At 69.3% G+C, this 23,095-nt stretch carries 23 protein-coding genes and 1 pseudogene; 10 read left to right on the forward strand and 14 right to left on the reverse strand.

Annotated elements, in window-relative coordinates; all coding sequences use genetic code 11:
* Positions 1 to 101: 101 nt before the first annotated feature.
* Both ACH4DZ_RS35135 and ACH4DZ_RS35140 read left to right on the forward strand, forming a co-directional pair.
* Positions 102 to 1,058 (forward strand): LysR substrate-binding domain-containing protein, encoded by a 957-nt coding sequence (locus ACH4DZ_RS35135; protein ID WP_398292123.1) that lies wholly within the window; start codon positions 102 to 104, stop codon positions 1,056 to 1,058.
* Positions 1,059 to 1,209: 151 nt separating this feature from the next.
* Positions 1,210 to 1,350, forward strand: a complete 141-nt coding sequence (locus ACH4DZ_RS35140) for a hypothetical protein (RefSeq protein ID WP_398292125.1) — start codon at positions 1,210 to 1,212, stop codon at positions 1,348 to 1,350.
* 33 nt (positions 1,351 to 1,383) lie between these two features.
* Here ACH4DZ_RS35140 and ACH4DZ_RS35145 read toward each other — a convergent pair whose 3' ends face one another.
* Positions 1,384 to 1,731 carry a VOC family protein gene (locus ACH4DZ_RS35145; protein WP_398292127.1) on the reverse strand — a complete coding sequence of 116 codons (348 nt, stop codon included), beginning with the start codon at positions 1,729 to 1,731 and terminating at the stop codon, positions 1,384 to 1,386.
* Between the two features lie 465 nt (positions 1,732 to 2,196).
* Here ACH4DZ_RS35145 and ACH4DZ_RS35150 point away from each other — a divergent pair, with 465 nt between their 5' ends.
* Complete coding sequence (locus tag ACH4DZ_RS35150) at positions 2,197 to 3,126, forward strand: alpha/beta hydrolase family protein (RefSeq protein ID WP_398292128.1); 930 nt, start codon at positions 2,197 to 2,199, stop codon at positions 3,124 to 3,126.
* Between the two features lie 184 nt (positions 3,127 to 3,310).
* Here ACH4DZ_RS35150 and ACH4DZ_RS35155 read toward each other — a convergent pair whose 3' ends face one another.
* The 3 genes from ACH4DZ_RS35155 to ACH4DZ_RS35165 form a co-directional block, all read right to left on the reverse strand.
* Positions 3,311 to 3,472 carry a hypothetical protein gene (locus ACH4DZ_RS35155; protein ID WP_398292130.1) on the reverse strand — a complete coding sequence of 54 codons (162 nt, stop codon included), beginning with the start codon at positions 3,470 to 3,472 and terminating at the stop codon, positions 3,311 to 3,313.
* A 95-nt stretch (positions 3,473 to 3,567) separates the two neighbouring features.
* Positions 3,568 to 4,284, reverse strand: a complete 717-nt coding sequence (locus ACH4DZ_RS35160) for a hypothetical protein (RefSeq protein ID WP_398292132.1) — start codon at positions 4,282 to 4,284, stop codon at positions 3,568 to 3,570.
* The gene (locus ACH4DZ_RS35165) at positions 4,285 to 4,797 is read right to left on the reverse strand and encodes a sigma-70 family RNA polymerase sigma factor (protein WP_398292134.1); all 513 of its coding nucleotides are present in this window, start codon (positions 4,795 to 4,797) and stop codon (positions 4,285 to 4,287) included. It lies immediately after the preceding gene.
* 847 nt (positions 4,798 to 5,644) lie between these two features.
* Between ACH4DZ_RS35165 and ACH4DZ_RS35170 the strand changes: the two genes are divergently transcribed.
* On the forward strand, positions 5,645 to 6,919 hold the full coding sequence (locus ACH4DZ_RS35170; protein WP_398292136.1) for a PHB depolymerase family esterase: 1,275 nt from the start codon (positions 5,645 to 5,647) through the stop codon (positions 6,917 to 6,919).
* Between the two features lie 293 nt (positions 6,920 to 7,212).
* Here ACH4DZ_RS35170 and ACH4DZ_RS35175 read toward each other — a convergent pair whose 3' ends face one another.
* Complete coding sequence (locus ACH4DZ_RS35175; RefSeq protein ID WP_398292138.1) at positions 7,213 to 7,992, reverse strand: inositol monophosphatase family protein; 780 nt, start codon at positions 7,990 to 7,992, stop codon at positions 7,213 to 7,215.
* 55 nt (positions 7,993 to 8,047) lie between these two features.
* Here ACH4DZ_RS35175 and ACH4DZ_RS35180 point away from each other — a divergent pair.
* Positions 8,048 to 8,173, forward strand: a pseudogene (locus ACH4DZ_RS35180) (LysR family transcriptional regulator); the annotation flags it as partial.
* Between the two features lie 225 nt (positions 8,174 to 8,398).
* Here the strand turns inward: ACH4DZ_RS35180 and ACH4DZ_RS35185 are convergent.
* Positions 8,399 to 9,007, reverse strand: a complete 609-nt coding sequence (locus tag ACH4DZ_RS35185) for an NAD(P)-dependent oxidoreductase (RefSeq protein WP_398292140.1) — start codon at positions 9,005 to 9,007, stop codon at positions 8,399 to 8,401.
* 196 nt (positions 9,008 to 9,203) lie between these two features.
* On the opposite strand from ACH4DZ_RS35185, the gene ACH4DZ_RS35190 reads away from it, so the two are divergent.
* Positions 9,204 to 10,232, forward strand: coding sequence for an RNA polymerase subunit sigma-70 (locus ACH4DZ_RS35190; RefSeq protein ID WP_398292142.1), 1,029 nt, complete (start codon positions 9,204 to 9,206; stop codon positions 10,230 to 10,232).
* Positions 10,233 to 10,328: 96 nt separating this feature from the next.
* On the opposite strand, the gene ACH4DZ_RS35195 is transcribed toward ACH4DZ_RS35190, so the two are convergent.
* Positions 10,329 to 10,631, reverse strand: coding sequence for an FAD-dependent oxidoreductase (locus tag ACH4DZ_RS35195; RefSeq protein WP_398292301.1), 303 nt, complete (start codon positions 10,629 to 10,631; stop codon positions 10,329 to 10,331).
* Positions 10,632 to 10,903: 272 nt separating this feature from the next.
* Between ACH4DZ_RS35195 and ACH4DZ_RS35200 the strand changes: the two genes are divergently transcribed.
* Positions 10,904 to 11,650 (forward strand): DUF3626 domain-containing protein, encoded by a 747-nt coding sequence (locus ACH4DZ_RS35200; protein WP_398292303.1) that lies wholly within the window; start codon positions 10,904 to 10,906, stop codon positions 11,648 to 11,650.
* On the opposite strand, the gene ACH4DZ_RS35205 is transcribed toward ACH4DZ_RS35200, so the two are convergent.
* The 3 genes from ACH4DZ_RS35205 to ACH4DZ_RS35215 form a co-directional block, all read right to left on the reverse strand.
* Positions 11,590 to 11,937, reverse strand: a complete 348-nt coding sequence (locus tag ACH4DZ_RS35205) for a GNAT family N-acetyltransferase (protein WP_398292144.1) — start codon at positions 11,935 to 11,937, stop codon at positions 11,590 to 11,592. The genes ACH4DZ_RS35200 and ACH4DZ_RS35205 overlap by 61 nt on opposite strands.
* 290 nt (positions 11,938 to 12,227) lie before the next feature.
* A complete protein-coding gene (locus tag ACH4DZ_RS35210; protein ID WP_398292146.1) occupies positions 12,228 to 12,956 on the reverse strand; it encodes an SDR family NAD(P)-dependent oxidoreductase in 729 nt (242 codons plus the stop codon).
* A 32-nt stretch (positions 12,957 to 12,988) separates the two neighbouring features.
* Positions 12,989 to 13,831 carry an NmrA family NAD(P)-binding protein gene (locus ACH4DZ_RS35215; RefSeq protein ID WP_398292148.1) on the reverse strand — a complete coding sequence of 281 codons (843 nt, stop codon included), beginning with the start codon at positions 13,829 to 13,831 and terminating at the stop codon, positions 12,989 to 12,991.
* 109 nt (positions 13,832 to 13,940) lie between these two features.
* On the opposite strand from ACH4DZ_RS35215, the gene ACH4DZ_RS35220 reads away from it, so the two are divergent.
* Complete coding sequence (locus ACH4DZ_RS35220) at positions 13,941 to 14,573, forward strand: TetR/AcrR family transcriptional regulator (protein ID WP_398292150.1); 633 nt, start codon at positions 13,941 to 13,943, stop codon at positions 14,571 to 14,573.
* A gap of 437 nt (positions 14,574 to 15,010) precedes the next feature.
* Positions 15,011 to 16,171 (forward strand): hypothetical protein, encoded by a 1,161-nt coding sequence (locus ACH4DZ_RS35225; RefSeq protein ID WP_398292152.1) that lies wholly within the window; start codon positions 15,011 to 15,013, stop codon positions 16,169 to 16,171.
* A 142-nt stretch (positions 16,172 to 16,313) separates the two neighbouring features.
* Here the strand turns inward: ACH4DZ_RS35225 and ACH4DZ_RS35230 are convergent, their stop codons facing one another.
* From ACH4DZ_RS35230 to ACH4DZ_RS35245, 4 genes are all read right to left on the reverse strand, one after another.
* A complete protein-coding gene (locus ACH4DZ_RS35230; RefSeq protein WP_398292154.1) occupies positions 16,314 to 17,789 on the reverse strand; it encodes an FG-GAP and VCBS repeat-containing protein in 1,476 nt (491 codons plus the stop codon).
* 240 nt (positions 17,790 to 18,029) lie between these two features.
* Positions 18,030 to 20,183: a DUF4157 domain-containing protein gene (locus ACH4DZ_RS35235; RefSeq protein WP_398292156.1), complete on the reverse strand. Its 2,154-nt coding sequence runs from the start codon at positions 20,181 to 20,183 to the stop codon at positions 18,030 to 18,032.
* A 134-nt stretch (positions 20,184 to 20,317) separates the two neighbouring features.
* Positions 20,318 to 20,710 (reverse strand): signal peptidase I, encoded by a 393-nt coding sequence (locus ACH4DZ_RS35240; RefSeq protein WP_398292158.1) that lies wholly within the window; start codon positions 20,708 to 20,710, stop codon positions 20,318 to 20,320.
* Between the two features lie 96 nt (positions 20,711 to 20,806).
* A complete protein-coding gene (locus ACH4DZ_RS35245) occupies positions 20,807 to 22,012 on the reverse strand; it encodes a glycosyltransferase (protein WP_398292160.1) in 1,206 nt (401 codons plus the stop codon).
* Positions 22,013 to 22,369: 357 nt separating this feature from the next.
* Here ACH4DZ_RS35245 and ACH4DZ_RS35250 point away from each other — a divergent pair, with 357 nt between their 5' ends.
* Positions 22,370 to 23,074: a hypothetical protein gene (locus tag ACH4DZ_RS35250; protein ID WP_398292162.1), complete on the forward strand. Its 705-nt coding sequence runs from the start codon at positions 22,370 to 22,372 to the stop codon at positions 23,072 to 23,074.
* Positions 23,075 to 23,095 lie beyond the last annotated feature (21 nt).

Consider the following 23,095-nt stretch of genomic DNA (forward strand, 5'->3'; position numbering starts at 1 on the left):
CCTGCCCGTCGGTCGAGGTGCTGTGGCTTGGCCAAAAGCATTCGCTCATCCGTCGTCGGAGTCCAATACCAATGCTGTCGGGGGTTGATACCGTCGGAGGTATGAGTGACCCGACGTTCCAGCAGTTGCGGGTCTTCCTCGTCGTCGCGGAGGAGCTGCATTTCGGCCGTGCTGCTGCTCGACTGCATTTGGCGCAGCCACCCGTAAGCCGTCACATCAAGGCGCTCGAATGCGTACTTGGCGTACCTCTGTTCGAGCGTGGTAGTCGAGGGGTGACTCTCACCCCGGCCGGGGTCCTGCTGTGCCGCGAGGCGCGTGCCCTGCTGCGGCGATGGGACAACGCGGCCACGATGGTCGCCGACCTCAGCAGGGGCGAGCACCGGCGGGTTGTCCTGGGTGTCATCGAGTCCATGGCCATCGACTCGCTGCCCGCCGTCGTGAAGACGATGCGGGCCCGTCATCCCGACATCGTCTGGGAACTCAGCGAAGGCCACACCGAGGGCCTGGTCGACGGATTCGGCACCGCGCGCTTCGACGCCGTGATCGTGCGCGGCACGATCACGGCGGCACCCGACTGCTCGGTCCTGATCCATGAGGACGAACTCGTCGTCGTCCTGCCCGCCGGGCATCGGCTCACGGGTGACGAGATCGAGCTTGCGGACCTGGCGGACGAGGATTTCATCGTCTACAGCAGGCAGCCGACCAGCGTCCTTCTCAACGTCACGCTTTCCGCGTGCCGGCACGCCGGCTTCGTACCGCGGATCCGGCACGAAGCGCTCGGGACGGAGCTGATCCTGGGGCTGGTCGCCGCTGGGGACGGGCTGGCGATGGTGTCGAAGGCCGTCGCACGATCCAGCCTCCCCGGCATCCGGTTCGCCCACCTGGCAGGTCGCCCAGCCGTCTCGCGGATCATGCTGGCATGGCATGGTCACGTCCCTGCCCAGGTCATGCACGAACTGGCCGAGTTGCTTCGCACGGCAAATACGGCAACAACTCCGTCAGGGGCGACGGCGACAACAGCGATCGGTCACAGGGAGGGGTCGGACAGCGGGATCTGAAATTCCCCAGCATGCCGGTACTGCGGCAGCATGCCGGTACTGCGGCGCACCGCCCTCGCGGAATCCGTCGAACCGGCGCAATCTTGGACAGTTGCTTCGGAGAAGACGTTACCGGGCCGTTGGCGGGCGGTGGATGGCCAGCCCGCAGTGAGTGCCCTATCGCGAGCGGCACGCGGTGGAGTGCGGCATCGACCGCCTCAAGAGGCACCGGGCAGTGGCCACGCGCTACGAGAATCTCGCCGTCCTCTACGAAGCAACCGTCCTCGTCGCGGCCATCAACGAGTGGCTGTGACCAGCACGTTCATTAGGCGTTTGGGTGCGGCCGTCAGTGGTGGCCCAGCACGTTGACCACCCGTCCGCTGGGGTCGCGGACGAAGAACCGGCGCACGCCCCACTCCTCGTCCTGCAAGGGGTGAATGATCTCCGCACCGCTCGCTTGCATGACGGCATAGGCCGCATCCACGCTGTCCACCTCGATGCTCATGTCGGGAGTGACAGGCGCGGTCTTGTCGCTGGTCATGACGCTGATCTGCGCTGCGGGGCTGGACGGGGAGGCGAGCGTCATGATCCAGCCGTGGTTCATGACCTCCTCGAAGCCCAGCAGGCCATAGAACTCCCGGCTCTCCTGCGCGGCCTCCGACTGGATGTTGGGCACGACACGGCGAACGGCCATCGACGACTCCAAGTGAGAGCAAACGTGTCTCTATGTCTCCCCAGAAGTACTACGGCGCGTCCGCCGCCGCACGCACTTCCGATACACGCCCTAGTGGTCCCGCCCGGCAGGCAGCAGCCTGGGCCTTCTCGCGCACCGGGGGCAACGTACGGATCTGACCGTTCCCCGCTGTCACCATCGGCCCACGGCCCACCGCCCACGGCTCTCGGCTCTCGGCTCTCGGCCACTCCGGCCTTTCCTTCGGCGGCGGTGTCCGTGCCGCACTTGGTGGCGGGCGTGTCCGCCAGCGGCGGGGTGGAGGGGTACGGCGGTCCCGCTCGTCCCTGGCCAGGCTCGGAAGCTCCCATCACGTCGGGATCGCAGGAAGAACCGTATGCAGCTGTGCATGCAGGGGCGCATCACGCGCGGCGGAAACGCTTCGTGCGGGCGCAGGCGCCGCCTCGCTCCGAGCAGGACACTGGCACGGTGGAAACTGCGGAGATACGAGATGTCGTTTTCGTCAATGGAGCGGTGAGGCTGGCCGGTTCCCTGGGATTGCCGGCGCCATCGCGATCGGCCCGTGCGGGCGTGGTACTGGTCGGGGGGTCCGGGCCGACCGACCGGGACAACGACACGTTCTTCCCGCCGCTGCGCCACCACTTGCTGAACGCCGGGATCGCCGTGCTCTCCTACGACAAACGAGGTGTCGGCGCGTCATCCGGCGACTGGCGCGCCGCGACCCTCACCGACTTGGCCACCGACGCATCCGCAGCACTGGACTTCCTGCGGTCCCAGCCCGAAGTACAAGCCCGCACCGCGGGGTTCTTCGGCCACAGCGAAGGCGGGTGGGTGGTTCTGCGTGCGGCGACCGCGCGGGACGACCTGCCCTGGGTCGTCACCAACAGCTGCCCCGGGGTGAGCCCGGCGGTACAAGAACGCTACGCGCTGGCCAATCACCTACGCGAGACGCATCCGGGCAGCCGGGCCGATACCGAAAGCACGCTGGCTCTCTACGACCGTCTCGTCGAAGCAGGCCGTCGCGATGCGGACTTCGCGACGGCCCTGCGCCTCGTGGACACCGCGGGCAGGCCGCCGGGACTGGCGTACTACTGGGCCGACTTGGACGACCGACTCTGGACGTTCCTCAAACGCAAACAGGACCACGATCCGACCACCGACCTGGTCGGGCTGCGCTGTCCGCACCTGGCATTCTTCGGCGGCCAGGACCGCGTGGTGCCGGTCGCCGACAGCCTCCACGTACTCGGCGCGGCCCTCTGCCACGCGAAGCGCCCTCGCCGAGCGACACTGACGGTGGAAGTCCTCCCAGAAGCGGATCACCGACTGCAGTCGCCCGGCACCACCGAGCCGGCGCCGGGCTACCTCGACAAGCTGACCCGCTGGCTTCTCCAGCACTGACTTTCTGGCCATCCCGCCGGAAGTCGCGCCATTAGCCAGTTGCTTGACTGGTCGTCAGACCATGCATCCGCAACAGGCTCGCGCACGACGTACGACCCGTCACCTCGGTAGTCGCCCAAGAAGCGCTCACGTCCGCGCCGTCAGTGCTGTCGTTCGGTTCCTCAGGGCAGTCGCGGCTGGAGGATCACAGGTACGACTGGAGCCAGTACAGGAGCAGTCCGGCCGCTCCGGTGCCCAGGCCGTAAGCCATGCCGCGCAGCAGAGCGAAGGTGGCAGCATCGCGCAGGCGGCGGCTCTTGCGGCGCGATCCCGTGCTGGCAATGACGTTTCGGGGCTTACGCTTCATGGTGTTGTACGTCCTTCTGGGGGCGTGACGGATGCCCGCCGGCGGTCGGTGGCCTAGGAACCGGGACCGCAGGCGGGCCTCTCGTCTGTTCGGGGTCAGAGGGAGCCGGTGCAGTCCTGCAGGCGCCGGGCGAGGCCCGCGTCAGGGCGGCACACGAGGCGGTCGTCGTCGTCCTGAGTCGCCAGGCGGCGCACTTCGGCGTCCAGGGCCGGGGTGACGGGGGCCGGCGGCCGATGGCGCCGGGTGTAGGCCGCGAACCTGCCGACCGTGGTGACGAACGTCGTCCTCACGGCGACGTCGTCGTCCAGGTCGACGACGAGGAGCAGCATCTCGCGCCAGTGCTCGGCTTCCGCAGTCTCGCCCCGGGACCTGTGCAGCAGCTGAAGGCACAGGGCGCTGGCGCCGTTGCCGGCGCCGGCGGTGAAACGCCACCAGAACTGGGCGCTCTCGGGGTGGCCGGCCAGGTACAGCATGCAGGCGAAGACGTGCGCGCCGTCCAGGTCGACTTCCTCGGTGTCCCGGTCACGCGTCAACAGACGGTAGGCGTCGCTCTCCCCGAGCGTCGCGGCGTACCGCTCGACGTGCGTGGTGGCGCCGGGCTGGTCCAGGCTCCAGCCGACGAACTCCTTCAGATGGCGCAGGGCACGGGAGACGGACGGGACGGTGTCCGGTACCGGGCTGTAGCCGGCGTCACGGGCCAGGCGGAGCAGTCCGGCAGCGACATCGAATGCGGGCTGTCGGGCGCGCAGACGCCGGCCTGCCGCGGCCAGCACCTGTTCGGCGTGCGAGACGGATCCCTTCTGGGCGCTCATTCAGTTGCTCCTTCGGATACGGGCGGGCATGGCCTGCTCAAGGCGCTGCTTGGCCTTGCGGCCGTGGTAGTCGACGGTGCTGGCCGACACGCCCAGGTACCAGGCGATGTCGGCGGTGGCACAGGCGCACAGGTAACGCAGGACCATGACGTCGAACTGCCGCGACGGCAGGGTGCACAGGGCACGCGCCACGTCGTTGTCCTCGGTCAGTTCAGCCAGGTTGCCCCGGTAGTTCGTCAGCTTCTCGGAGATGACGGTGCGCCGCAGGATCGCCCAGGTCTGCTGGTGGACGTTGCCGTCGGCCAGGAGGTCGGGCCAGTGCGCGAGGATCTCGAAGTAGGCGCGGTGGACGGCGTCCTCGGCGTCCTGCTGATCGTTGAGTATGGCTCGCGCGAACCGGTGGTAGTCCTCCTGGTTCTTCAGGTAGAGCGCCTCGAAATCCAGCGGGAAGGGCAGCACACCGGTGGCTATCACCGGGCTGCCGCCGGCCCCCGCACGGGCATCGTCAGTCATGGATCCTCTTCGTTGAGGCAAGATGCGAACGGCTCCGCGCTACGAGATGCGCACCTGCGGCGCCTTCTGACGTCGCCTATGAAACTCGGCTGAACGGGCGAACACGCATACGCGGCAGGGCGAACATGACACAGCGGTACTTGAACAATGCACAAAGCCGCCGCATACCAGTCGGTAACGCAGAGTGGCCAGCAGTTTCCCCGTAAGCGCCAGAAGGTGGTCTACGCCTCTCCCGACTCAACTGTGTTGCAGTTCACTCGCGGAACCAGTGAATCCACTCGAATCCACTCCCGCGGCTCCCTCGAACGGGTGAATATATGCGGTGTTTGCACACGACGCAGCCTGCATTCGATCCGTCAGGGCGCCGGACAGCACTGCCTGTTCGCGAACAATCCGGCGTCGACGGTGTGCGCGTCACGCGTCTCCTTCGCCCCGCCGCCACTTCCCTCGATGTGACGGTCCGTGGTGTATGCGTCGGTTCTTAAGGCGCGCCCTGAGACGCGCCCCGAGACGCGCCCCGAGGCGAGCCTTGAGGCGATGGCAGTCAGACCGATCATCGAGTGCGCTCGGCGGTCGCTGATCGGCATGGCGTGCGGGCCGGCCGTCGCCGTCAGCCGTCAGCCGTCAGCCGTCAGCCGTCAGCCGTCAGCCGTCAGGAGAAAAGCCGAAGCAGCACCTGTCCGCTACGCGGCGACGCCGGTAACGTGCCGACGGTGCTCGCTTCTGTGCTGCTCATGACACTGCCCGTCCTGATCCTGTACGGGCGGGCCGCCGTCAACTCCTCAGCGGCCTCGACGCCGGATTCGGCGAACAGGCCGCGATGAAGCCCCCCACTCAAGGAGTCCGCATGGCAACACCGCTCAGCCGTCGCACCCTTCTGGCCGCCGGCACGGGCGCCGCCGCCGGGCTGTCCCTGCCCGGCGGCGGCGCGTATGCCGACGGCCATGCGGCCACCAGCATGAGATTCACCCTGGACGCCCAGGTGCTGGACGGTGGCGAACAGGTCACCTCGGTCACCCTCGACGCCGCCCGGCTCGGCCGGATCGACCCCGCCAGCCTCACCACCGGCACCTTCACCGTGCACGCCAAAGCCACCAGCCCGATCCCCATCACCGACGGCGACGTCATCTTCAGCGAGTACGACCTCGACCGCACGGTGACCGCCGCCCGGCTCGACCGCCGCGGCAACATCGTGCTCGACCTGAGCCATGCCGAGGGCCGGACCGGCGGCAGCACTCTCGGATACATCGCCGGCCTGGGCCGCAACGTCATGCTCGACCTCGTCTACACCATCACCCAGCAGGCGCCGTTCGCCTTACGCGATCACCGATCGATCACCATCAAGAACTTCGTGCAGAGCCGTCGGCTGTCGGACCCCGAGGTCGACGCGTTCAGCTCCCACATCTCGGGCTCGGGAATGAAGTACCGGCTCTACTCCCCCACCGGCGCCCACTCCTCCCGACGGGGACGGCACCCACTGATCGTCTGGCTGCACGGCGGCGGCGAGGGCGCCTCGCTGCCCGACTACTACGACAACGAGACCACGCTGCGAGCCAACCGCGGCGCACTGGGCTTCGCCACCCCCGAAGCGCAGCGCATCTTCGACGGCGCCTATGTCCTGGCCCCGCAAAGCACCTCCGCCTGGATGCAGGACGGCCCCCGCTTCGCCCCCCTCATCCGCGAGATCATCGGCGACGTGACGCGCGGCAACCGCGTCGACCATGACCGGATCTACGTCGCCGGCTGCAGCAACGGCGGCTACATGAGCATGAAGATGACCACCGTCTATCCCACTCTGTTCGCCGCTTCCGTGCCGATCTGTGGCGTTGTCTCGTCCTTCCCGCCCGGCGGCCCGCCGCTGATCCCCGACAGTGAACTGGCGAAGATCAGCACCCCCAGCTGGCTCGTCGCCTCCCGCGACGACCTCACCGTGGACCCGCAGGCCAACACCGTCCACGCGCACGACCTCATCCCCGGCTCGCTCGTGACGCTCTACGACCATGTCGTCCGGAACGGTTACCAGTTCTCCGGTCACTGGTCGTGGATCTATGTCGCCCGCAACGACCCCAGCATCAACGGAACCCACATCTGGCAGTGGATGGCCGCCCAGCGTCGGCACTGACGGAAGTGATGTGTTCAGCGGTGTGCGGCGAGTAGTTCTCGGTTGTCGTCCCAGCAGGACACCGGTGCCGCACGACGGGGGCCCGCACGCAGCCGGGCCGGGCCGGGCGGACATCACCACGCCGTCGAATAGCAACGGACTACGCGCGCGGTGAGCAACGCCGGCTGGGCGCCACGTCCGCGCTTACCAGGGGGCATGCCCCCGTTGCTGGCAGAGCGGAGGGGGCGCAGCCGGACCTCCCCCACTCGGTCCCAGGCGATTCCCAGATGGACCTCATGGGTCCTCATGGGTCCTCAGTCGGTCAGGACTTCCAGCGCGGCGGCGTGCACACCCGGCGCGGCGGCGAGGTAGCTCCCATCGGTCAGGTCCCACGGCTTGCCGTCGAAGTCGGTCACGACGCCTCCGGCCTCCAGAACCAGCAGCACACCTGCCGCGTGGGACCGGACGTTGTCGAACTGCCAGTGCAGATCCATGCGGCCTGCGGCCACCTGGGCGAGCTGGTGGGTCACCGGTACGGACACCCGCACATACAGGGCGGCGTTCGTCATCGCGGCGAAGGCGGAGCCCATCCGCTTCGCCAGTTCGGGGTTGTGGCCCGGCTGGGCCTGGCCGGTCCCGGCGAGTGCCCCGTCCAGCGACGTCTTGGCCGAGACCCGCAGCCGTACGCCGTTGAGGAACGCCCCGCCGCCTTCGGTCGCGGTGAACATCTCGTCGAGGACGGGGAAGTAGACCACCGCCAGCACCGGGCGGCCGTCACGGACGAGGCTCACGCCGATGTTCCAGTCGGGCATGCCGTGCACGGCGTTGACGTTGCCACCGACCGGATCAATGAGCCACCACTCGCCCGTGGCCAGCGGCCCCGAGCCGTGCTCGTCGTTGAGCCAGCCCCCGCTCGGCAGAGCCTCGGTCAACGCCGGGCGCAGCAGGTCGACGACAGCCGCGTCATTGGCCTGCAGGTTCACGAGCAGTTCGGAGAGACCGGGCGGACGGGACTCGGTGGAGTAGCGCGTCATCATCCGGGCGCCGGCGGCGCGGACGGCGGCGACGGTGGCGGCAAGCAGTTCCTGGCTCATGGGACGCTCCTGTAGTTGATCGAAATGGATCTGTGTCTTATCAGGATTTACTGTCATGCAATTGGACTTGAATCTGCTGACTGTGTTGGACGCCCTGCCCGAAGCGGGCAGCGTGACGGGCGCGGCCGAGCGGGTGCACCTGTCCTCACCCGCGGTCAGCCGCACCCTCGGCAGGCTTCGCGCCGTCACGGGGGACGCGGCACAGCCACATGTGATGATCTACCGGCGTGGCCGCCTCACCGCGCCGATCGACGACATACTGGCCGCCGAAGGCCTGCACCGCCGGGTGGTCGAGGCGGTGGCGACGGTCAACTGCAACTGGCACCAGCGCTACGATTCCGACCCCGCCCACGCCTGGCTCCGCGAGCAGGTCCGGGCGTCGATCGAGGAGATCACCGCCGGCTGGCTACTCCGCCAACGGCAGGGCCACGGCACCTGGATGAACAGGCACCTCGGCCTCGTCGAGCATCGCCGCGGCCACGGTCTCCCGGCTCACCTTCGCACCGAGGTCGAAGGGTGGGCCGGCCTGCAGGCCGACGGTGCGCCGACGGGGGCTTTCCGGTCCGTCGGCGAGCATCCCCGCATGGAAGACGGTGCCGCCGGCCGCGAGAACGGTGTTGTCGGCTTCGACCTTGTCCGCGAGGCGGTCGCCCAGCACCTTGGCGAGCACGCCCGCCCCCTCCCCCGCCACTTCGGCCGACTCGCCCGTGCCGTAGGCACCGAGCCAGATCACGCGCCGTGGGCCCGCGGCGACGACGGCTCGGGCGCCGGCCAGGAGAGTTCCGGCCCGATCCGTACCGAGGCCGGAGAGGACCACGGAATCCCCGTCCACGACGGCGGCGATACTGGCCGCGTCATGCACATCGCCCGTTACTTTGCGCAGGTTCGGGGAGTCGGGCAGGGCGATCCGCTCGGGGTCACGCGCGATGGCGGTCACGGTGTGACCGCGTCGCAGCGCCTGTCGGGTGAGGGCGATTCCGGTCTGGCCGGAGGCCGCGAGGACGGTGAGGTTCATGCCGAGAACGTTAGGGAGGTCCTCACTTAACATCAAGTGCATGTATCTGAATCGAGGATTAACCCAGACGCAATCGCGCTTCGGATGTGAGGGGGTGGTGCAACGCTCAGGCATGCCGACGGGTCCCGGTGATGAGTTTTCGCGCCCGTACCCGTCTCACCTACGAGGGGACACGACGAGGCGGAAGGATGACGTGATGAGTGCGGACATGCGGCTGGAGAAACTGGGCGTGAGCGGGCCGGGCATGAGCGGGCTGGACATGAGCGGGCTGGGCGAGGTCGACGAGCCGGCGTTCTCGGGGCTGGCGGAGCGGCACCGGCGGGAGCTGCACGTGCACTGCTACCGGATGCTCGGGTCGTTCGAGGACGCCGAGGACACCGTGCAGGAGACGTTCCTCCGTGCCTGGCGGCGGCGGGAGACCTTCGAGGGGCGGTCGACGTTCCGGGCCTGGCTGTACCGGATCGCCACCAACGCCTGCCTGGACCAGCTCGCCAAGAGCCGCCCGGAGCCTGCGACCGGCGGTGAGGTGCTGTGGCTGCAGCCCTACCCGGACCGGCTGCTCGACGAGCTGCCCGCGGGCGACACGGGCGAGCCGGAGGCCGTCGCCGTCGCGCGGGAGACGATCGAGCTGGCGTACCTGGTCGCGATCCAGCACCTCGCGCCGCGCCCGCGGGCCGTGCTGATCCTGCGGGACGTGCTCGGCTGGCCGGCAAAGGATGTCGCGGAGCACCTCGGGGACTCCGTCAACTCCGTGAACAGCGCGCTGCAGCGGGCCCGCGCCGGCCTGCGGGAGCATCTGCCCGCCGAGCGGCAGGACTGGACCGGCGGCGAACAGGACGCCGGTACGCGCGAGTTGGTACGCCGCTACACCGACGCCAGCGTGGCCACGGACGTCAAAGGCCTCGCCGCGCTGCTACGGGACGACGTCCGCTGCTCCATGCCGCCCACGCCGGGCCTGCACATCGGCCGCGACGCGGTGGTGAACGACTGGGTCGCGAACGGCTTCGAGGGCATGCGGGGCCTGCGCGCCGTCCCCACCTCGGTGAACCGGCAGCCCGCCGTCGCCTTCTACCTCTGGCGGAAGCAGGAGGGCGCGTATCTGCCGCTGACGATCGACGTCCTGCGCGTCACCGGCGGAGCGATCGCCGAGATCATCACGTTCCACGACGACCAGTTCCCCCGACTCGGGCTGCCGCAGCGCCTGCCGGCGGACGGCACGGAGTAGTCCCGGCACGGCCCCGCACGCTCACACTCACGCTGCGAGGTGGTACGACGGGCTTCCTGCGGCGCCGTATATATCGCGCGAACTACACCACACCGGTTACGACGAATGCGAGCCCGACGCCGACAGCGAGGACAAGGAGCGTGTTCTCCCGAAAGGAGACGCCACCCAGGTATCCGGACAGTGCGGTGTAGCGCCGATGCCGATATGGTCGAACTCCCGCAACGCATTAACCCACAGGCCAACCCCCGCACCGAAGGCTCGAATACGCGGCGCCTGTTCCAGCACGATGACATCGTGGCCGATGAGTTTGAGGGAGGCGGCGGCTGTGAGCCCCACTAAACCGCCGCCGACAATCACCGTGGATTTCGTGGATAACTTATCGACTTCTCGGTGTGGCAGAGACGGGGTGCCGGGTCGGCACTACGAGCGATTTCCGCTTGCCTCAAATGCAGCTTGAGCAATGAGTCATTTACTCACACGCATTTGGATGCAGTTAGGTCGTCGACAGCAGCGGTGCCGGTCCGGCAGGGCGGAGCTCGACCGGCCGAAGGTGATCAGTGCACACTGCACGCATGCGTACTGGGACCTCCGTGTCACTCCAAGAGAAGGCTCTGCGGCATGTCGCCGCTTCCTGCGGAGGCGAGCCGGTCCCCCGCGACTTGCGGGTGACGATGCACTTCCACCCCGATCGCGCCGCGGTGGACCGTCCGGTCCTGTCCCGAATGGCAGAAGACGGTGTCTACCGCTCGCAGTTCGTGACCGGCACGAGCAACGGTGGTCTGACCGCTCATCCCGGCGGAGACCGCTGGCGCTGGGAGAGCCGTATCTTCGGCGGTGCGTACGACGACGCCCCGGCCGACCAGCGCCCCGTGTACGGTGCGTTGAACTATGACCGTAGTCCGATCGGTGGTGCACCGCGGTTCGGCTCCTCGCACCTCAGACTCAACTCCGAGACGCTGGCGCGCACGACGTTCTGCTACCCCGACAGTTCCGCCGAGCCCTCGGACTTCGGCGTGGCCGACCGCTGCTCGCTCATCGAGCTTGCCGCCGCTGCGCAGTTGGACACCCTGGATCGCCACGTCGAGGCGCAGGTCCACGGCCCGGTCAGATTCGACCGTGATGTCGAGGCGCTGGTGCTGGATCCGAGCTATCGCGGCACCGAGGTCGAATCCGCGGCTCGTCACCTCCCGTGTCCGGTCGAATGGCATCCAGGGTTTCGCCTCGGCGTGGGCGAGCTGCGACGGCACCCGGGCTACCGCGGACAGGAGTACGTCGACCTGGGGGCTGACATCGCTGTTGATGGGTGGCTCAGTCCGAAGGTCATCGGCGATGCTGCCCGCGGGGGCCGATATGACCTTCAGGACCTGAAGAAGGTCTGGCACTGTCTGGCCCGCTTCGGAAACCGCGCCATCCACTGACCCTCGACGCAACCTGCGGTCAGTGGCAAGGTCCGTGCGCCGTCGGGCTGTTGAAAGGCAACGGGCACGGAGAGACGGCTCCAGCCCAGCTCTGTGTGGAGCGTGACCAGGTCCGGGCGGCAGAGCAGAGTCATCGTCTCGGCGCCGGCCGCTCGTGCGTGTTCGACCGTCACGCTGATCGCCGTCCGGGCGAAGCCCTGGCTTCGATGGGCGGGGTGCACCAGCGCACCGCCCAGAACGGCGGCGCGGTGCGGCGATCCTAGGAGGCCATGTTCCGCAACAGCCATCCCGCGGAAGCGACCGGCCGACCTTCGCTTAGCGGACTGAAGTCAGGGTGTGCTGCGTTTCCGCCCACACCAGACGTGTGGAGTGCGGCTCTGTCATCCGGAGAACCCGGGCCCGGCGCATGCGCCGGCTGAAGGCCCGTACCACTGCCGTCCGTCACGTGTTAGCAGCGGCCACGCCAGGGGCGCATCGTAGGCCTCGGCGAACTCATCGATCGCGTCGGCGAGATCGTGAACGGACTCGGCACCGCCATCGGGCTCTCCCCATCGCCACGGTCGCGCGCAAGCGGTGGTCAGACCGCGACGCGGCCTCCATCGGTGTGCAGCACGGCTCCGTAGATGAAGCTGGCCTCGTCGGAGGCGAGGAAGCAGACGGCCGCGGCGATCTCGTCGGGATCCGCCCCTCGCCGGGCCGGCACGGTTGCGGTCAGGGCGTCGAACATCTCGCCCATCGCGGCGCTCGCCGGGGTGCGAGTCGGTCCCGGGGCCACGACGTTGACCCGTACGCCCTGCGAGCCGTACTCGGCGGTCCAGGACTTGGTCAGGGACTCGATCGCCGCTTTGGAGGCTCCGTAGGCGGCCAAGCCGCTCATGCCGATGGTCGCCGCCATTGTCGAGATGCTGATGATCGCGCCGCGGCCCCGGGCGGCCATCCGCGGCGCGATTGCCGCGGTCAGGTAGAACGGTGCCTTGACGTTGACGTCGAAGACGAGGTCGAAGTCCTCCTGCGTGGTCTGTTCGGTCGGGCCGCCCGGGAAGACGCCGGCGTTGTTCACGAGCACGTCGACATCCGCCGCGGCCTCGGCCAGGCGCCGCACGTCGTCGAAGTCCGCGAGGTCGGCGGCGATGAACCGGGCCTTGCCTCCCAGTGCGTCGATCTCTGCGATGACCTCGTCACCGCGTCGCTTGTCGCGACCGGTCACGATCACGTGCGCGCCGCGGCGCGCCAGCTTGACCGCCACGGCCCGGCCGATACCCGAGGTGCCGCCTGTCACGAGCGCGGTCTGTTCCTGAAGCGTCATGGTCCTGTTTCCTTCTTCTCTCACTGCGCCGTCTACGCGAACGAGGCGGCATGGTCGGCGGCGAACTGCTCGAACGAGCGCGCCGGGCGGCGCAGCAGGTTCGGCACGTCCTGGGTGACCCAGTCGGCGTCGCCCTCGGCGGTCAGACCGAACGCCTGGGCGTTCATGTGGGCGATCTGCTCGGGGACCCCGGCGCGGATCATCGCGTCCTTGTTCTCCTCGAAGCTCAGTTCCCGGTAGGTGATGGTCCGGCCCAGCAGCCTGGAGAGCACGGCGGCCACCTCGTTGTTGGAGATGGGCTGCGGGCCGGAGAGCCAGTAGGTCTTTCCGGCGTGCGCGGCGGGCGCGGCGGCGATCTCGGCGGCCACCGCCGCCACGTCCCGGGCGTCGACCATGCCTGTGCGCCCCTTGCCGGCCGCGGACCCGAAGCCGCTGGTCCTGGCGATCGCGGGTGCCAATGCGAGGACGTTCTGCATGTAGGCGTTCGAGCGCAGCAGGGTGTGGGGCATCCCGCTGGCGGCCAGCCCGGCCTCGATCTCGCTCTGCCCGCGCCGCCGGGCGATCGGCGAGTCGGGCGAGGCCTTGCTGGTGGCCTTGACGATGTGCCCGACCCCGGCCCGCGCGGCGCCGGCGACGACGTTCAGTTCCTGTGCGGGCACGGCGGGGCTGACCAGCACCACCGCGGTCACTCCCGCCATCGCCGCATCGATGGTGGCCGGCACCTGCAGGTCGCCGACGACGACATGCGCGCCCGCATCGGCCAGCGCCTTCGCCTTCGCCGGGTCCCGGACCAGTACCCGGACCGGCACCTGCTGCTGCGTGAGCAGGCGCACCGCTTCGGAGCCGACCTTCCCGGCCGTGGTGACAAGGATCATGAGGGGCCTCTTTCCACAGACCTGAAGTGGTTACAGAAGTGGGTTACATAACCCACTCTTCGGCATTCAGGCTGGGTTGTCAAACCCAGAAAGTGTTAGGGTCGCGCTCATGAGCACTGATGCGCGGGACCGGCCGAAGCTGACCGCCAAAGGGGCGCGCACGCGGGCCCGGATCGTGGAAGCTGCCGCCCGGCTGGTCCACGAGCGAGGCGTCGTGAGCACCACGCTCGATGATGTGCGGGCGGCGGCGGGGGTCAGCGGATCGCAGCTCTACCACTACTTCGCCGACAAGGACGAACTCGTCCAGGCGGTCATCGACCACCAGGCCGACACCATCCTGGGTAATCAGCGGCAGGCCGACCTCGGCAGTCTCGAAGGACTCACGGGCTGGCGGGACATGGTGATCACCCAGGCGATGAGCACCGAAGCGAAGGGAGGCTGCCCCCTCGGATCGCTCGGCGGCCAGCTCGCCGAGGCCGACCCCGCGGCCCGCGCCCTGATCGCCGCCGGATTCGACCAGTGGTCAGCCGCCATCGGCGACGGTCTGCGAACCCTTCACACCGCCGGGCACCTCGCGGGCGAGATCGACCCGGACGACCTCGCTGTCACCCTCCTCGCCGTGCTCCAGGGGGGCCTGCTCCTCGCGCAGGTCCACCGCGACCCCCGCGCCCTGGAAACCGCGCTCGACACCCTCATCGCCCTCGCCTCCGGCGGACCAGCCGCACCACAGCACCGGCCGTGAGCAAGGACCCGCACTTCGGAGAGCCAGGGGATCACCGCGCAATCCCGGAAGCACCCCGACGCCCCCGCCCGTCCCGGACAACCGGCCCGCCGAGAGTTCGAGTACGTCCGCCACGGCGCCGTATCGATCATCGCTGCACTGGAGTGGCCGACCAGCACCACGGCAGCCCCGTGATCACCCGATCCGGCACGGACGGTGTCCGGCCATCGGGCGGAACATCGCCGGGACGCCGGGACTCCAGGACGCCAGGACGCCAGGCCGAAACGGCGTCGGCGGCGTGTGCGTGTCACTCGTTGAGGTGCGGTATGGCCGCTGAGTAACGCACAAGAGGTCGGCGCCCTGTGGCCCCGTAGCCGCGGCGAGTCGGGGCGCAGCACCGCGTGAGCGGCGGCAGGGGCCATACTGGTAAGGGCATTGATCTTCCACAGAACGGTTCCATGGCTAAGAACAGCAGCTCAGCGACGACCGTCCCCGGCACCGTGTGGCTGGCACGCGGGCGTCATCTCGGGGCCGATCCCGAGCAGGACGTCCGACGCAATCTGATCGCCCTCAAGGCAGCCGGGGTCCTCGACGACTTCGTGGACCTCGATCCCGTGGAGGCGGCCCGCTCCACCGTCCTGTACCCGCGGGAGGCGTCCGCCGCGCCCGGCCCGTCGGCCCGTCGGCTCTTCGAGGCCCGCTGGCGCGTGGCGGACGGCGTCATGGTGCGCGCGCAGCTGACCACGTACGAGCATCGGGGTCGCCGCGCGGATGACGAGGCAGTCACCTGGATCCTGGCCGCCGAGGCGGAGCTGCCGTGGGACTTCCGGTGGCCCTCGCCGGCCACCATGTTCTGGCCCGACAGCGACCGGGTCGCCTGGGACCACGACGCGGTGCCCGGGGCGCGTCTGCGGACGGCGAACCACCTGCCGGCGGACGAGAGCGAGCTGCGCCGCCACCTGCGGGACTGCACCCGCAACACCTGGTACATCCATGTCGTGGTGCATGAGGCCATGACGCCCGACGCGAGCGGGCAGCGGCCGGTCTCCGCATTCCTGCCGCCGAGCCTGCGTCACCGGGTCGTCGAGCACCGGGCCACGCCGGCGCAGGCGGAGACCGCCGACTTCGCGATGAAACGGGAACTGGGCGTACGGATGCCACGCGGCGGCGCCGTCATCCTGCCCATCCACCCGCGAAGCCGGGACCACGACGCGGAGCACTTCAGCGTGCACACCGTCTTCCTGGACGGCTCCGAACCCACAGAACTCCTCGCCCTCATCGAGGAGTTCGCCAGTCTGCCGCGCCCCCTGCCCGACGGCGCCGAGCAGGCCCTGACACAACTGCGCCAGGGCTGGCACCTGCTGACCCCGGACGAGGAACTGGCCCACGCCCAGAGCATGGCCGTCAAGTACGCCGAAGCGCTCGACGCCATGACGAAGTCCTGTGACCTCTACCGGGAGGCGGCCGACGCGGCACAGGCCGCGCTGGCCGAGTTCACCAGCGGTGACGGTACGTTCCGGCCGCTCGGACCGGAGGCGCCCAGGGCGATCAGCTCGCCGTTCAACGCCCTCAGGAAGGGACTCGACCGCTTGCGGGACCCGAACAGACAAGACGTCTGACGGCCACCAAGACCGAGACTGCCCAGCCGACGGGTCGGGACGCCGGGGCACAGGGGATGTGGCCTCCCCTAACGGCCGGCAGCGTACTCGGGAGCACCAGCACCAGCACCAGCACTCGTGCTCGTGCTTGTGGAAGCGGTGGTCAGGGGATCTGTATGCCCGGACCGTTGTCGCCGCTGAGGTTCTCGCCGTACTCGGCCTGCGCTGACGGCCCCCCGAAGTCCACGGGGTTGTGCGCGGACGACTTCGAAGCCGTCAGGCCGGCTGCCGTGCCACGCAGCAGCCACACCGCGCCGCCGTTCCTGACCGTGCCGAGGTCCTCCCCCGGCGCGCCCGCCGTCAGGTCCGCCTTCCCGTCCCCGGTCACATCGAGCAGCCGTACCGAGCCGCCGAACACATCGTTCTTCTCCGCGACCCCCGGCACGCTCGCGGTGTCCTGGTGGAACGCCTGCGCGCCCGTGCCGGTGAGACCGCCCGCGCCGCCCTTGAGGAGCACCACGGAACCGGCCTTTGCCACCGAGCCGATCGCTTCGCCGGGGACCCCCACGGCCAGGTCGGGGTATCCGTCGCCGTTCACGTCGCCCGCGCTCAGGCGCGCGCCGAAGGCGTCGTTCTTCTCACTCACACCGGGCACGCCCGCGGTCTGCTGCGTGATGGTCCGCGTACGGGTCTGGCTGGGGCCCGCGGCCGAGCCGTAATAGATCTTGACGGTACCCGGGTCGTCGACCATCTCCGTGTCGCCGCCCGGGAAGACGCGGGTGGCGAGGTCGTCATAACCGTCCTGGTCGAAGTCGGCGACGGCGGTGGCACTGGCGGAGGACAGCCGCTGCGGGACGGTGGACAGGCCGTCCTTCGTTCCGAGCCACAGCTTGCCGCCCTCGGCGTGGTTCTCGTAGACGTAGAAGGTCGCGAGGTCCTCGATGCCGTCGCCGTTGAAGTCTCCGGCCGCGGTGGAGGAGATCGTGTTGTCCGTGCTGAACACCATCATCCGCTGCTCGCGGGCGGCGGCGCCGGTGCGGTCGAACGGGCCGTGGAGCACGTCGCGGTAGTCGTACTCGTCGCCGTTGCCCATGAACAGGTCCGTGTGACCGTCCGCGTCGAAGTCGCCCGCGGTGATGTCGCCGCCGACGTCGGCGTTCGCCGGTGCGCCGGCGATGCGGACGGCATCCTGGCCGGATATGCCTGTCTTTCGGCCCCACAGGACGATCACAGATCCGCTGATGTTGCCTTCCGGCTGGTACTCGCGGGTCGTCACGGCCAGGTCGGTCAGGCCGTCGCCGTCCAGGTCGCGGGGGACCAGCGCGTAGCCGAAGACCCCGTTGTCGCCGGAGACGCCCGGCACTCCCGGGGTGTCCTGGGTGATGACGGTGGTGCGGGCCGTGTCGAGGCCGTTCGCCGAGCCGTAGGTGATCGTGAGGTAGCCGGCCCAGGCGTGGCCGCCCACCGTGGCGGCAGGAGCGGCGACGGCGACGTCCTGGTAGCCGTCGCCGTCGAAGTCCTCTCGCACGGTGACGGCGCGGCCCGCGGCGGACGCGGTGCCTGCGACGGCCTGCACGCTGAAGGTGCCGATCAGGGCGGCGACCACTGCGGTCGATACGGCCGGTCCACGGATGCCCACAAGTCCTCCTAGCAGCCCGCGGCCTCGGAGGCCGCGCACGGGTGACAGTCGCCTGTGAGACACGCGGGAACGGCCGATGGTTGCGTCGCGAACATGACGTGAACAGATGAGACGGGCACGCCAGGGGACATGCCCCCAGGGGGACGTGGCAGTGGTCCACATGTCGGAGGGCAGGTGTGAGTGGGCCGTGCCTGCGGCAGGCGCTCGGCACCGCCCGCCGCACCGGCGACCCTCCGCCGGTCAGGAAGTGGACTTGCCCCGTTTGCCGATCAGGTCCCGGTACAGGGCCGCCCGTTCCTCGTGCGTCTCCGCTGCCTCCAGGCCGGCCTTCCAGTCCTTCTCCAGGTCCTTCAGCTTCTGCACCCAGTCGCCGAACTCCCGCAGGTCGACATGGCGTTGACTCGAACCGAGGGGGGCCTTGGCGCCGAGCTTGTCGTCCTTGTGGCCACCCACCTGGCTCACGGGGTTGCTGTTCTTCTCACTGCTCGTCAGGCCGTGCTGGTAGCCGTCGGGGGTCCTGCCTCCCGGCCCGGCGGTCTCGATGCCGACCTGCAACGCCCCGTCACGCTTGTCCGTCGGGGGTTTGTAGCCCATGAACGCGTGTCCGTACGACTCGTTCGGAAGAATGGTGTCGCCGTGGAAGTCCTTGTTCCCCATGCCCCTGAGGGCCAGGGGCAGACCGTAGAGATGGCTGTGGGGATCCAGCCAGTTCCGCACGGTGGCGCCGATCTCACCCTTCTCCACGAACGTGCCCCGCGTTCCGTCCTGCTGGTTCTCGCCGATCTCCATGTGATGTGTGCCGAACCCGCGCCGGTACACCGGCTTCTCGGGCGTCGATTTGGGCTCCCAGAACTTACGGTCCTCCTTGGTGATGTGGAGCCACTGGGGCAGCTCGTATCCGTGCTGGCCGTCGGCCAGTTGCGGAATGCGGATGTTGACGCGCCCGCCGTAGGCCAGTGCGTGGGCGACGTCGTCCTTGAAGTCCTCGTGGACGCCGGCCTCCGGGTTGAAGACCTTCAGCCCCTCCTTCAGGATCAGGAAGATCTTGGTCAGCAGTTCGGTGCCGCGCGCGACCCGCGCCTCGTGCTTGGCGGCGTCCGGGACCTTGTCGCTGATGCCGGGCGGGAGCATGGTGTCGACGAAGGTCTGGAAGATCTGCTCGTTGCGCTCCTCCGTGAGCCGGTCCTTCTCGGGCTGCGGGGTTTCGTCGGCGTGCATGGCCATGTGGCGGCCGAGCTGGTAGTCCGATCGGCTGGGTTCGACCGCCGGCTCCCCCTCGGCTCGGTTCTCGGACTCCTGCCGCCACCGCAGGGTGGCCACGAGCAGGCGTTTGCCCTCCGGCTGCTCCAGCCAGTCGTGGAACTTGCCCGCCTTGAGGTAGGCCTCGGCTTCGGAGCTGGTGCAGAGGCCGACGGTCTTCAGCCACTTGGGGTCCTCGGACTCCACTGCCTTGATCGTCTGAAGCTCTTCGTCCGTGAAACTCGGGCCGCTTCGCACCCGCTTGTGGATGACAGCCCGTACTTCCTTGTTCCTGACCTCCTGCTCGCCGCCGACGAGCAGCCGCGCCAGTCGGCCGATGGCCGGGAGCGTGGCCGTGCTCGACGGCTCGGCCGTGGTCGACGGCTCGGTAACGGCCGGAGTCTCGGCCGTGGTCGCGGGACCGGGGCGGTCCGCCCGCTGGACGGGGACGTCTGCGTCCACACTGCGCTGCGCCTCCCCGCCGGGTAGGGCGGGTAAGGCGGACAAGGCCGTCCCGGGCAGCGAGAGGTCGGGGGCCGAACCCTGGGCCAGTTTCCGGCCGTTGGAGCCCGCGCTCCGCTCGAACGCGTCGTCCGGACGAGAGACCTTCTCGCCCTTGCCGTTGGGGGTACCGGGGACGGACCCCAGTGCTTGCTGGCGCACGTGGTCGACCTCTTCGTACATCACCTCGTCGTTGACGCGGTTCCCGCCGAGCACGATGTGGGAGCCGGTGGTGTAGGCGAGGGCTCCGAGGTCCTCGGCCGAGCGCTGGGCGACCGGATCGTCGTGTACGCGTACATGGCCGAAGTCCATGTTGTAGGCCCGCTCGGCCCGCTGCAGGACGCGGGGCTCCAGGGGGCGGCCGGGGGAACCGACGGCGTCGCGCACCGATGGCCGCCGCTGGATCTGCGGGGTCCCTTCGGGCTCGCGCTCTGTGGTCCCGGTCTGCCGGCCGTCGGCGTCGCGCTCCGGGGGCACGCTCTGCTGCCCTTCGGGGCTCTGTTCGTTCCGTGCCCGCTGGATCGCGTGGGTCACCGCGGCGTTGCCGGCTGTCTGCTGGAGAGCGCTCAGCGGGTGCGGGGCTGTGGGTGGCCGGGACGCGGGACGCCTGCCGGCGCTGTCCGCGCCCTTGTTGTTCTCTTTCTGGATACGCATATTTTCCCCGTTGTTGGACGTGGGTTCTCCCCTCATATCCGGTCGGCGCTGTAGTTGGGACGTCCGCGGGGGCAGAACCGGGGGCAGCCTTGGGGGGCGCCCGTCACGTAGTCGGGAACACTCGGCAGAGTTTGCTAGCTCTGCGATCCCGTTCGCTCTTCCCCGTGCGGTACGGCGTATCCGGGCACAGAGGGCCACCGCACGGTCAGGACCACGGACTCGTCCTCCGCGACCCAGGAGTGGTCCACTCCCCGGCCCCACACGACATAGTCACCCTGCTCTTCCAGCAGCACGCTACGACCGGGGAACTCCATACGGAAGCGGCCCGTGATGAGCACCAGGAGAGCTGTCCGCACCTCGCCCTTCACCCACTGCGCCCGCTCCTCGCCACGGGGGTGTACGCCCCACTTGACCTCCAGGGCCTCGCTGTGGCGAGGATCGCCGTGCTCCTTGAAGTGTCCGAGCAGCCAGCCCCGGTCCAGGGCCGCGTCCTTGCCGGCGTTGCCCACGTACACGCTCTCTTCCATGCGCCAGAACGCTAGCAGCCGACATATGCCCAGCATGTGTCACGGCCTCGGACGGATCGGACTCGGCCGCATCGGACTCGGCCGGATCGGCTTCGCTCACGAGAGGGCGTCGACCAACAATCTCGCGGCCACCTCCGCCCCGTCGGTGTGGATCCTGGAGCCCAGAGCCGCTGCACGCGCCCGGGTCCCGGGTGCCAGGGCCGTCTTGAACGCGAGGGTGAGTGCGTCGTCGGTGAGCGTCGGGCCGTCGAGGGCCGCACCGATGTCCAGGGCCGCCACCCGGCTCGCCCAGTACGGGTTGTCCGCCAGCTGAAGAGGTACCACCACCTGCGGCACGCCCGCCCGGGCCGCCGTCAGCGTCGTACCGGCGCCACCGTGGTGCACCACCGCGGCCACCCTGGCGAACAGACTCTGGTGGCTGACCTCGCCGATGGTGAAGCAGTCGTCCCGGTCGTCGGCCACGTCCAGGTCCGCCCAGCCGCAAGAGACGAGTACGCGCTGACCCTGTGCACGAAGTTCCGCGACGGCCCTGCGAGCGATGTCCGGCGCCGGGCGCATGCTGCCGAAGCCGACGTAGACGGGCGGCGCGCCGGCGTCCAGGAACGTCGACAGCTCGGCGGGGAGCGGGCGTTCGTCGGGCAGGCCCCACGCGCCCGTCTGTATGACGTCGAGGCCAGGGGTCTCCGGCCACCGTCCCAGGACCGGATCCGCCGCCAGCCACGGCTGGTCGGAGCAGACGTGGTCGCGGACGTTGTCCACGGGTGGCAGACCGAGCGTCGCCCGGTGGCCGTTGAGCGTCTCGGCGAACTGCGCGTTCACATGGCGGGCGTCCAGCTCCCACCGGGTCCGGTTGTCGCCGGCCTCCGGCTCCGGCCAGCCCGGCCGGGGCGGCGGCGCATGGTGCGGCGACGGCAGGTTGACCGCCGCGTAGCTCGCGTACACGTAGCGGATGCCCGCGGCCTCGGCCACGGACCGCGCGGCGATCTGCGCCAGGCCGGCCACCACCAGCGCGTCGCATCCCTCGACCGCAGCGGGAAGGACGTCGAACTGTGCATCGACCAACTCGGTCCGATACCTGGCCAGTTCCGCCGCCGAGGGCAGAGTCGCCCCGCGCATCATGGCCCGTACCGGCGGCCCGACCGGAACCAGTCGCACGCCCACACCCGCCAGCCGCTGCGCGAACTCCTCGTCCGGCGGGGCGCACATCCGTACCTCCACGCCGAGCGCCTGCAACCGCACCGCGAGGGCCACCAGCGGTTCGACATCGCCGCGCGTCCCGTACGTGGACAACAACACCCGCATCGTGCGCCCTCTTCCGTTCCGGCCTGCCACGCGTTTCGGCCCATGCCTGCCCATGCGCGCTCGTGGCCACACGGGTTTCGAGCGGTACCGGTCGACGGTGGTGCGTCGGCCGACGGTAACGCTTCGGCCGAAGGCGGTGCCTCGGCCGGCGGCGAACGCGCGGCAGCCGTGCACGATGCGTGGTGACCGACGCGGACGGCCTCCTCGCTCCACGCCCTCTCGCGCGGGACCGGCCCGATGGCTACGGTGATCGCCGGCGTGCTTTTCAGGCCGACGGCGCGACGTCGGTCCCCGGCCGCCCGTACCCGCCGACGCGTGCAAGGTTCCCTGTCGTCAACACAACCTGAGAGCGGCTCAATGCATCGACCGTCCGCGCCCGTCCCCGATGTCTCGATCATCTTGCCCTGCGCCGGATTCGGCACCCGCTTCAAAGCCCCCTACTCGAAGGAACTGCACTGTCTGGCTCCCGGGGTCACCGTGCTGGACCGCAGCCTGGAGGCCGTTGTCGAACTGGCCAAGAGCGGACTCCACGTGCGCCTGGTCGTCGTGTTCGGCACGCACAAGCTGGACACGGTGAGCTATCTGACGCGCTACGCCGACACCCTGCAACTCGTCTTCGTCCACCAGGACCAGTCGTTCGAACCGGATCTCGACGGCGCGATCCGGTCCGCCCTGCCCATGACGCGGGGACCGGTGGCCCTCGTCCTCCCTGACATCGTTGTCTCCGGTCCGGGAAGTGTCGGCAGTCTTTACGCGGCGTTGCAGCAGGTGGAGGTGGCGGGCTGGAGCGTGGTGGCCGCGGAGGAACGGGATCCCGACACACTGCGGCAGATGGGCGCGCTGGCCCTGGTCGAAGCGGACGGCGTCGTGACGGTCGGGGCGGCCACCGACAAACCGGCGGATCCTGCGGCCTACAACGCGTTCTGGGGCACGGTGGCAGTCACCGAGGAAGAGGCCCACCGGTTGCCCGACGTGGTGAGAAAGGGGGCGGACAGCCCGCTGGTCGGTGCGGTCGCCCTCCTGGTGGAGGGGATCGTCAACTACAACACCGTCGAGGGCTGATCCGCCGGTGCGGCGGGCAAG

It is taken from the genome of Streptomyces sp. NPDC017991 (assembly GCF_044328075.1).
Classification (GTDB): Bacteria; Actinomycetota; Actinomycetes; order Streptomycetales; family Streptomycetaceae; genus Streptomyces.

What these genes read in the sequence shown, in the direction of transcription:
- ACH4DZ_RS35225 (WP_398292152.1), top strand. Translation starts at nt 15,011, where the DNA reads ATGGCTAAGAACAGCAGCTCAGCGACGACCGTCCCCGGCACCGTGTGG.
- ACH4DZ_RS35220 (WP_398292150.1), top strand. Translation starts at nt 13,941, where the DNA reads ATGAGCACTGATGCGCGGGACCGGCCGAAGCTGACCGCCAAAGGGGCG.
- ACH4DZ_RS35240 (WP_398292158.1), bottom strand. Translation starts at nt 20,710, where the DNA reads ATGGAAGAGAGCGTGTACGTGGGCAACGCCGGCAAGGACGCGGCCCTG.
- ACH4DZ_RS35170 (WP_398292136.1), top strand. Translation starts at nt 5,645, where the DNA reads ATGGCAACACCGCTCAGCCGTCGCACCCTTCTGGCCGCCGGCACGGGC.
- ACH4DZ_RS35235 (WP_398292156.1), bottom strand. Translation starts at nt 20,183, where the DNA reads ATGCGTATCCAGAAAGAGAACAACAAGGGCGCGGACAGCGCCGGCAGG.
- ACH4DZ_RS35215 (WP_398292148.1), bottom strand. Translation starts at nt 13,831, where the DNA reads ATGATCCTTGTCACCACGGCCGGGAAGGTCGGCTCCGAAGCGGTGCGC.
- ACH4DZ_RS35155 (WP_398292130.1), bottom strand. Translation starts at nt 3,472, where the DNA reads ATGAAGCGTAAGCCCCGAAACGTCATTGCCAGCACGGGATCGCGCCGC.
- ACH4DZ_RS35160 (WP_398292132.1), bottom strand. Translation starts at nt 4,284, where the DNA reads ATGAGCGCCCAGAAGGGATCCGTCTCGCACGCCGAACAGGTGCTGGCC.
- ACH4DZ_RS35135 (WP_398292123.1), top strand. Translation starts at nt 102, where the DNA reads ATGAGTGACCCGACGTTCCAGCAGTTGCGGGTCTTCCTCGTCGTCGCG.
- ACH4DZ_RS35165 (WP_398292134.1), bottom strand. Translation starts at nt 4,797, where the DNA reads ATGACTGACGATGCCCGTGCGGGGGCCGGCGGCAGCCCGGTGATAGCC.
- ACH4DZ_RS35145 (WP_398292127.1), bottom strand. Translation starts at nt 1,731, where the DNA reads ATGGCCGTTCGCCGTGTCGTGCCCAACATCCAGTCGGAGGCCGCGCAG.
- ACH4DZ_RS35250 (WP_398292162.1), top strand. Translation starts at nt 22,370, where the DNA reads ATGCATCGACCGTCCGCGCCCGTCCCCGATGTCTCGATCATCTTGCCC.
- ACH4DZ_RS35175 (WP_398292138.1), bottom strand. Translation starts at nt 7,992, where the DNA reads ATGAGCCAGGAACTGCTTGCCGCCACCGTCGCCGCCGTCCGCGCCGCC.
- ACH4DZ_RS35190 (WP_398292142.1), top strand. Translation starts at nt 9,204, where the DNA reads ATGAGTGCGGACATGCGGCTGGAGAAACTGGGCGTGAGCGGGCCGGGC.
- ACH4DZ_RS35210 (WP_398292146.1), bottom strand. Translation starts at nt 12,956, where the DNA reads ATGACGCTTCAGGAACAGACCGCGCTCGTGACAGGCGGCACCTCGGGT.
- ACH4DZ_RS35200 (WP_398292303.1), top strand. Translation starts at nt 10,904, where the DNA reads ATGCACTTCCACCCCGATCGCGCCGCGGTGGACCGTCCGGTCCTGTCC.
- ACH4DZ_RS35185 (WP_398292140.1), bottom strand. Translation starts at nt 9,007, where the DNA reads ATGAACCTCACCGTCCTCGCGGCCTCCGGCCAGACCGGAATCGCCCTC.
- ACH4DZ_RS35245 (WP_398292160.1), bottom strand. Translation starts at nt 22,012, where the DNA reads ATGCGGGTGTTGTTGTCCACGTACGGGACGCGCGGCGATGTCGAACCG.
- ACH4DZ_RS35205 (WP_398292144.1), bottom strand. Translation starts at nt 11,937, where the DNA reads ATGGCTGTTGCGGAACATGGCCTCCTAGGATCGCCGCACCGCGCCGCC.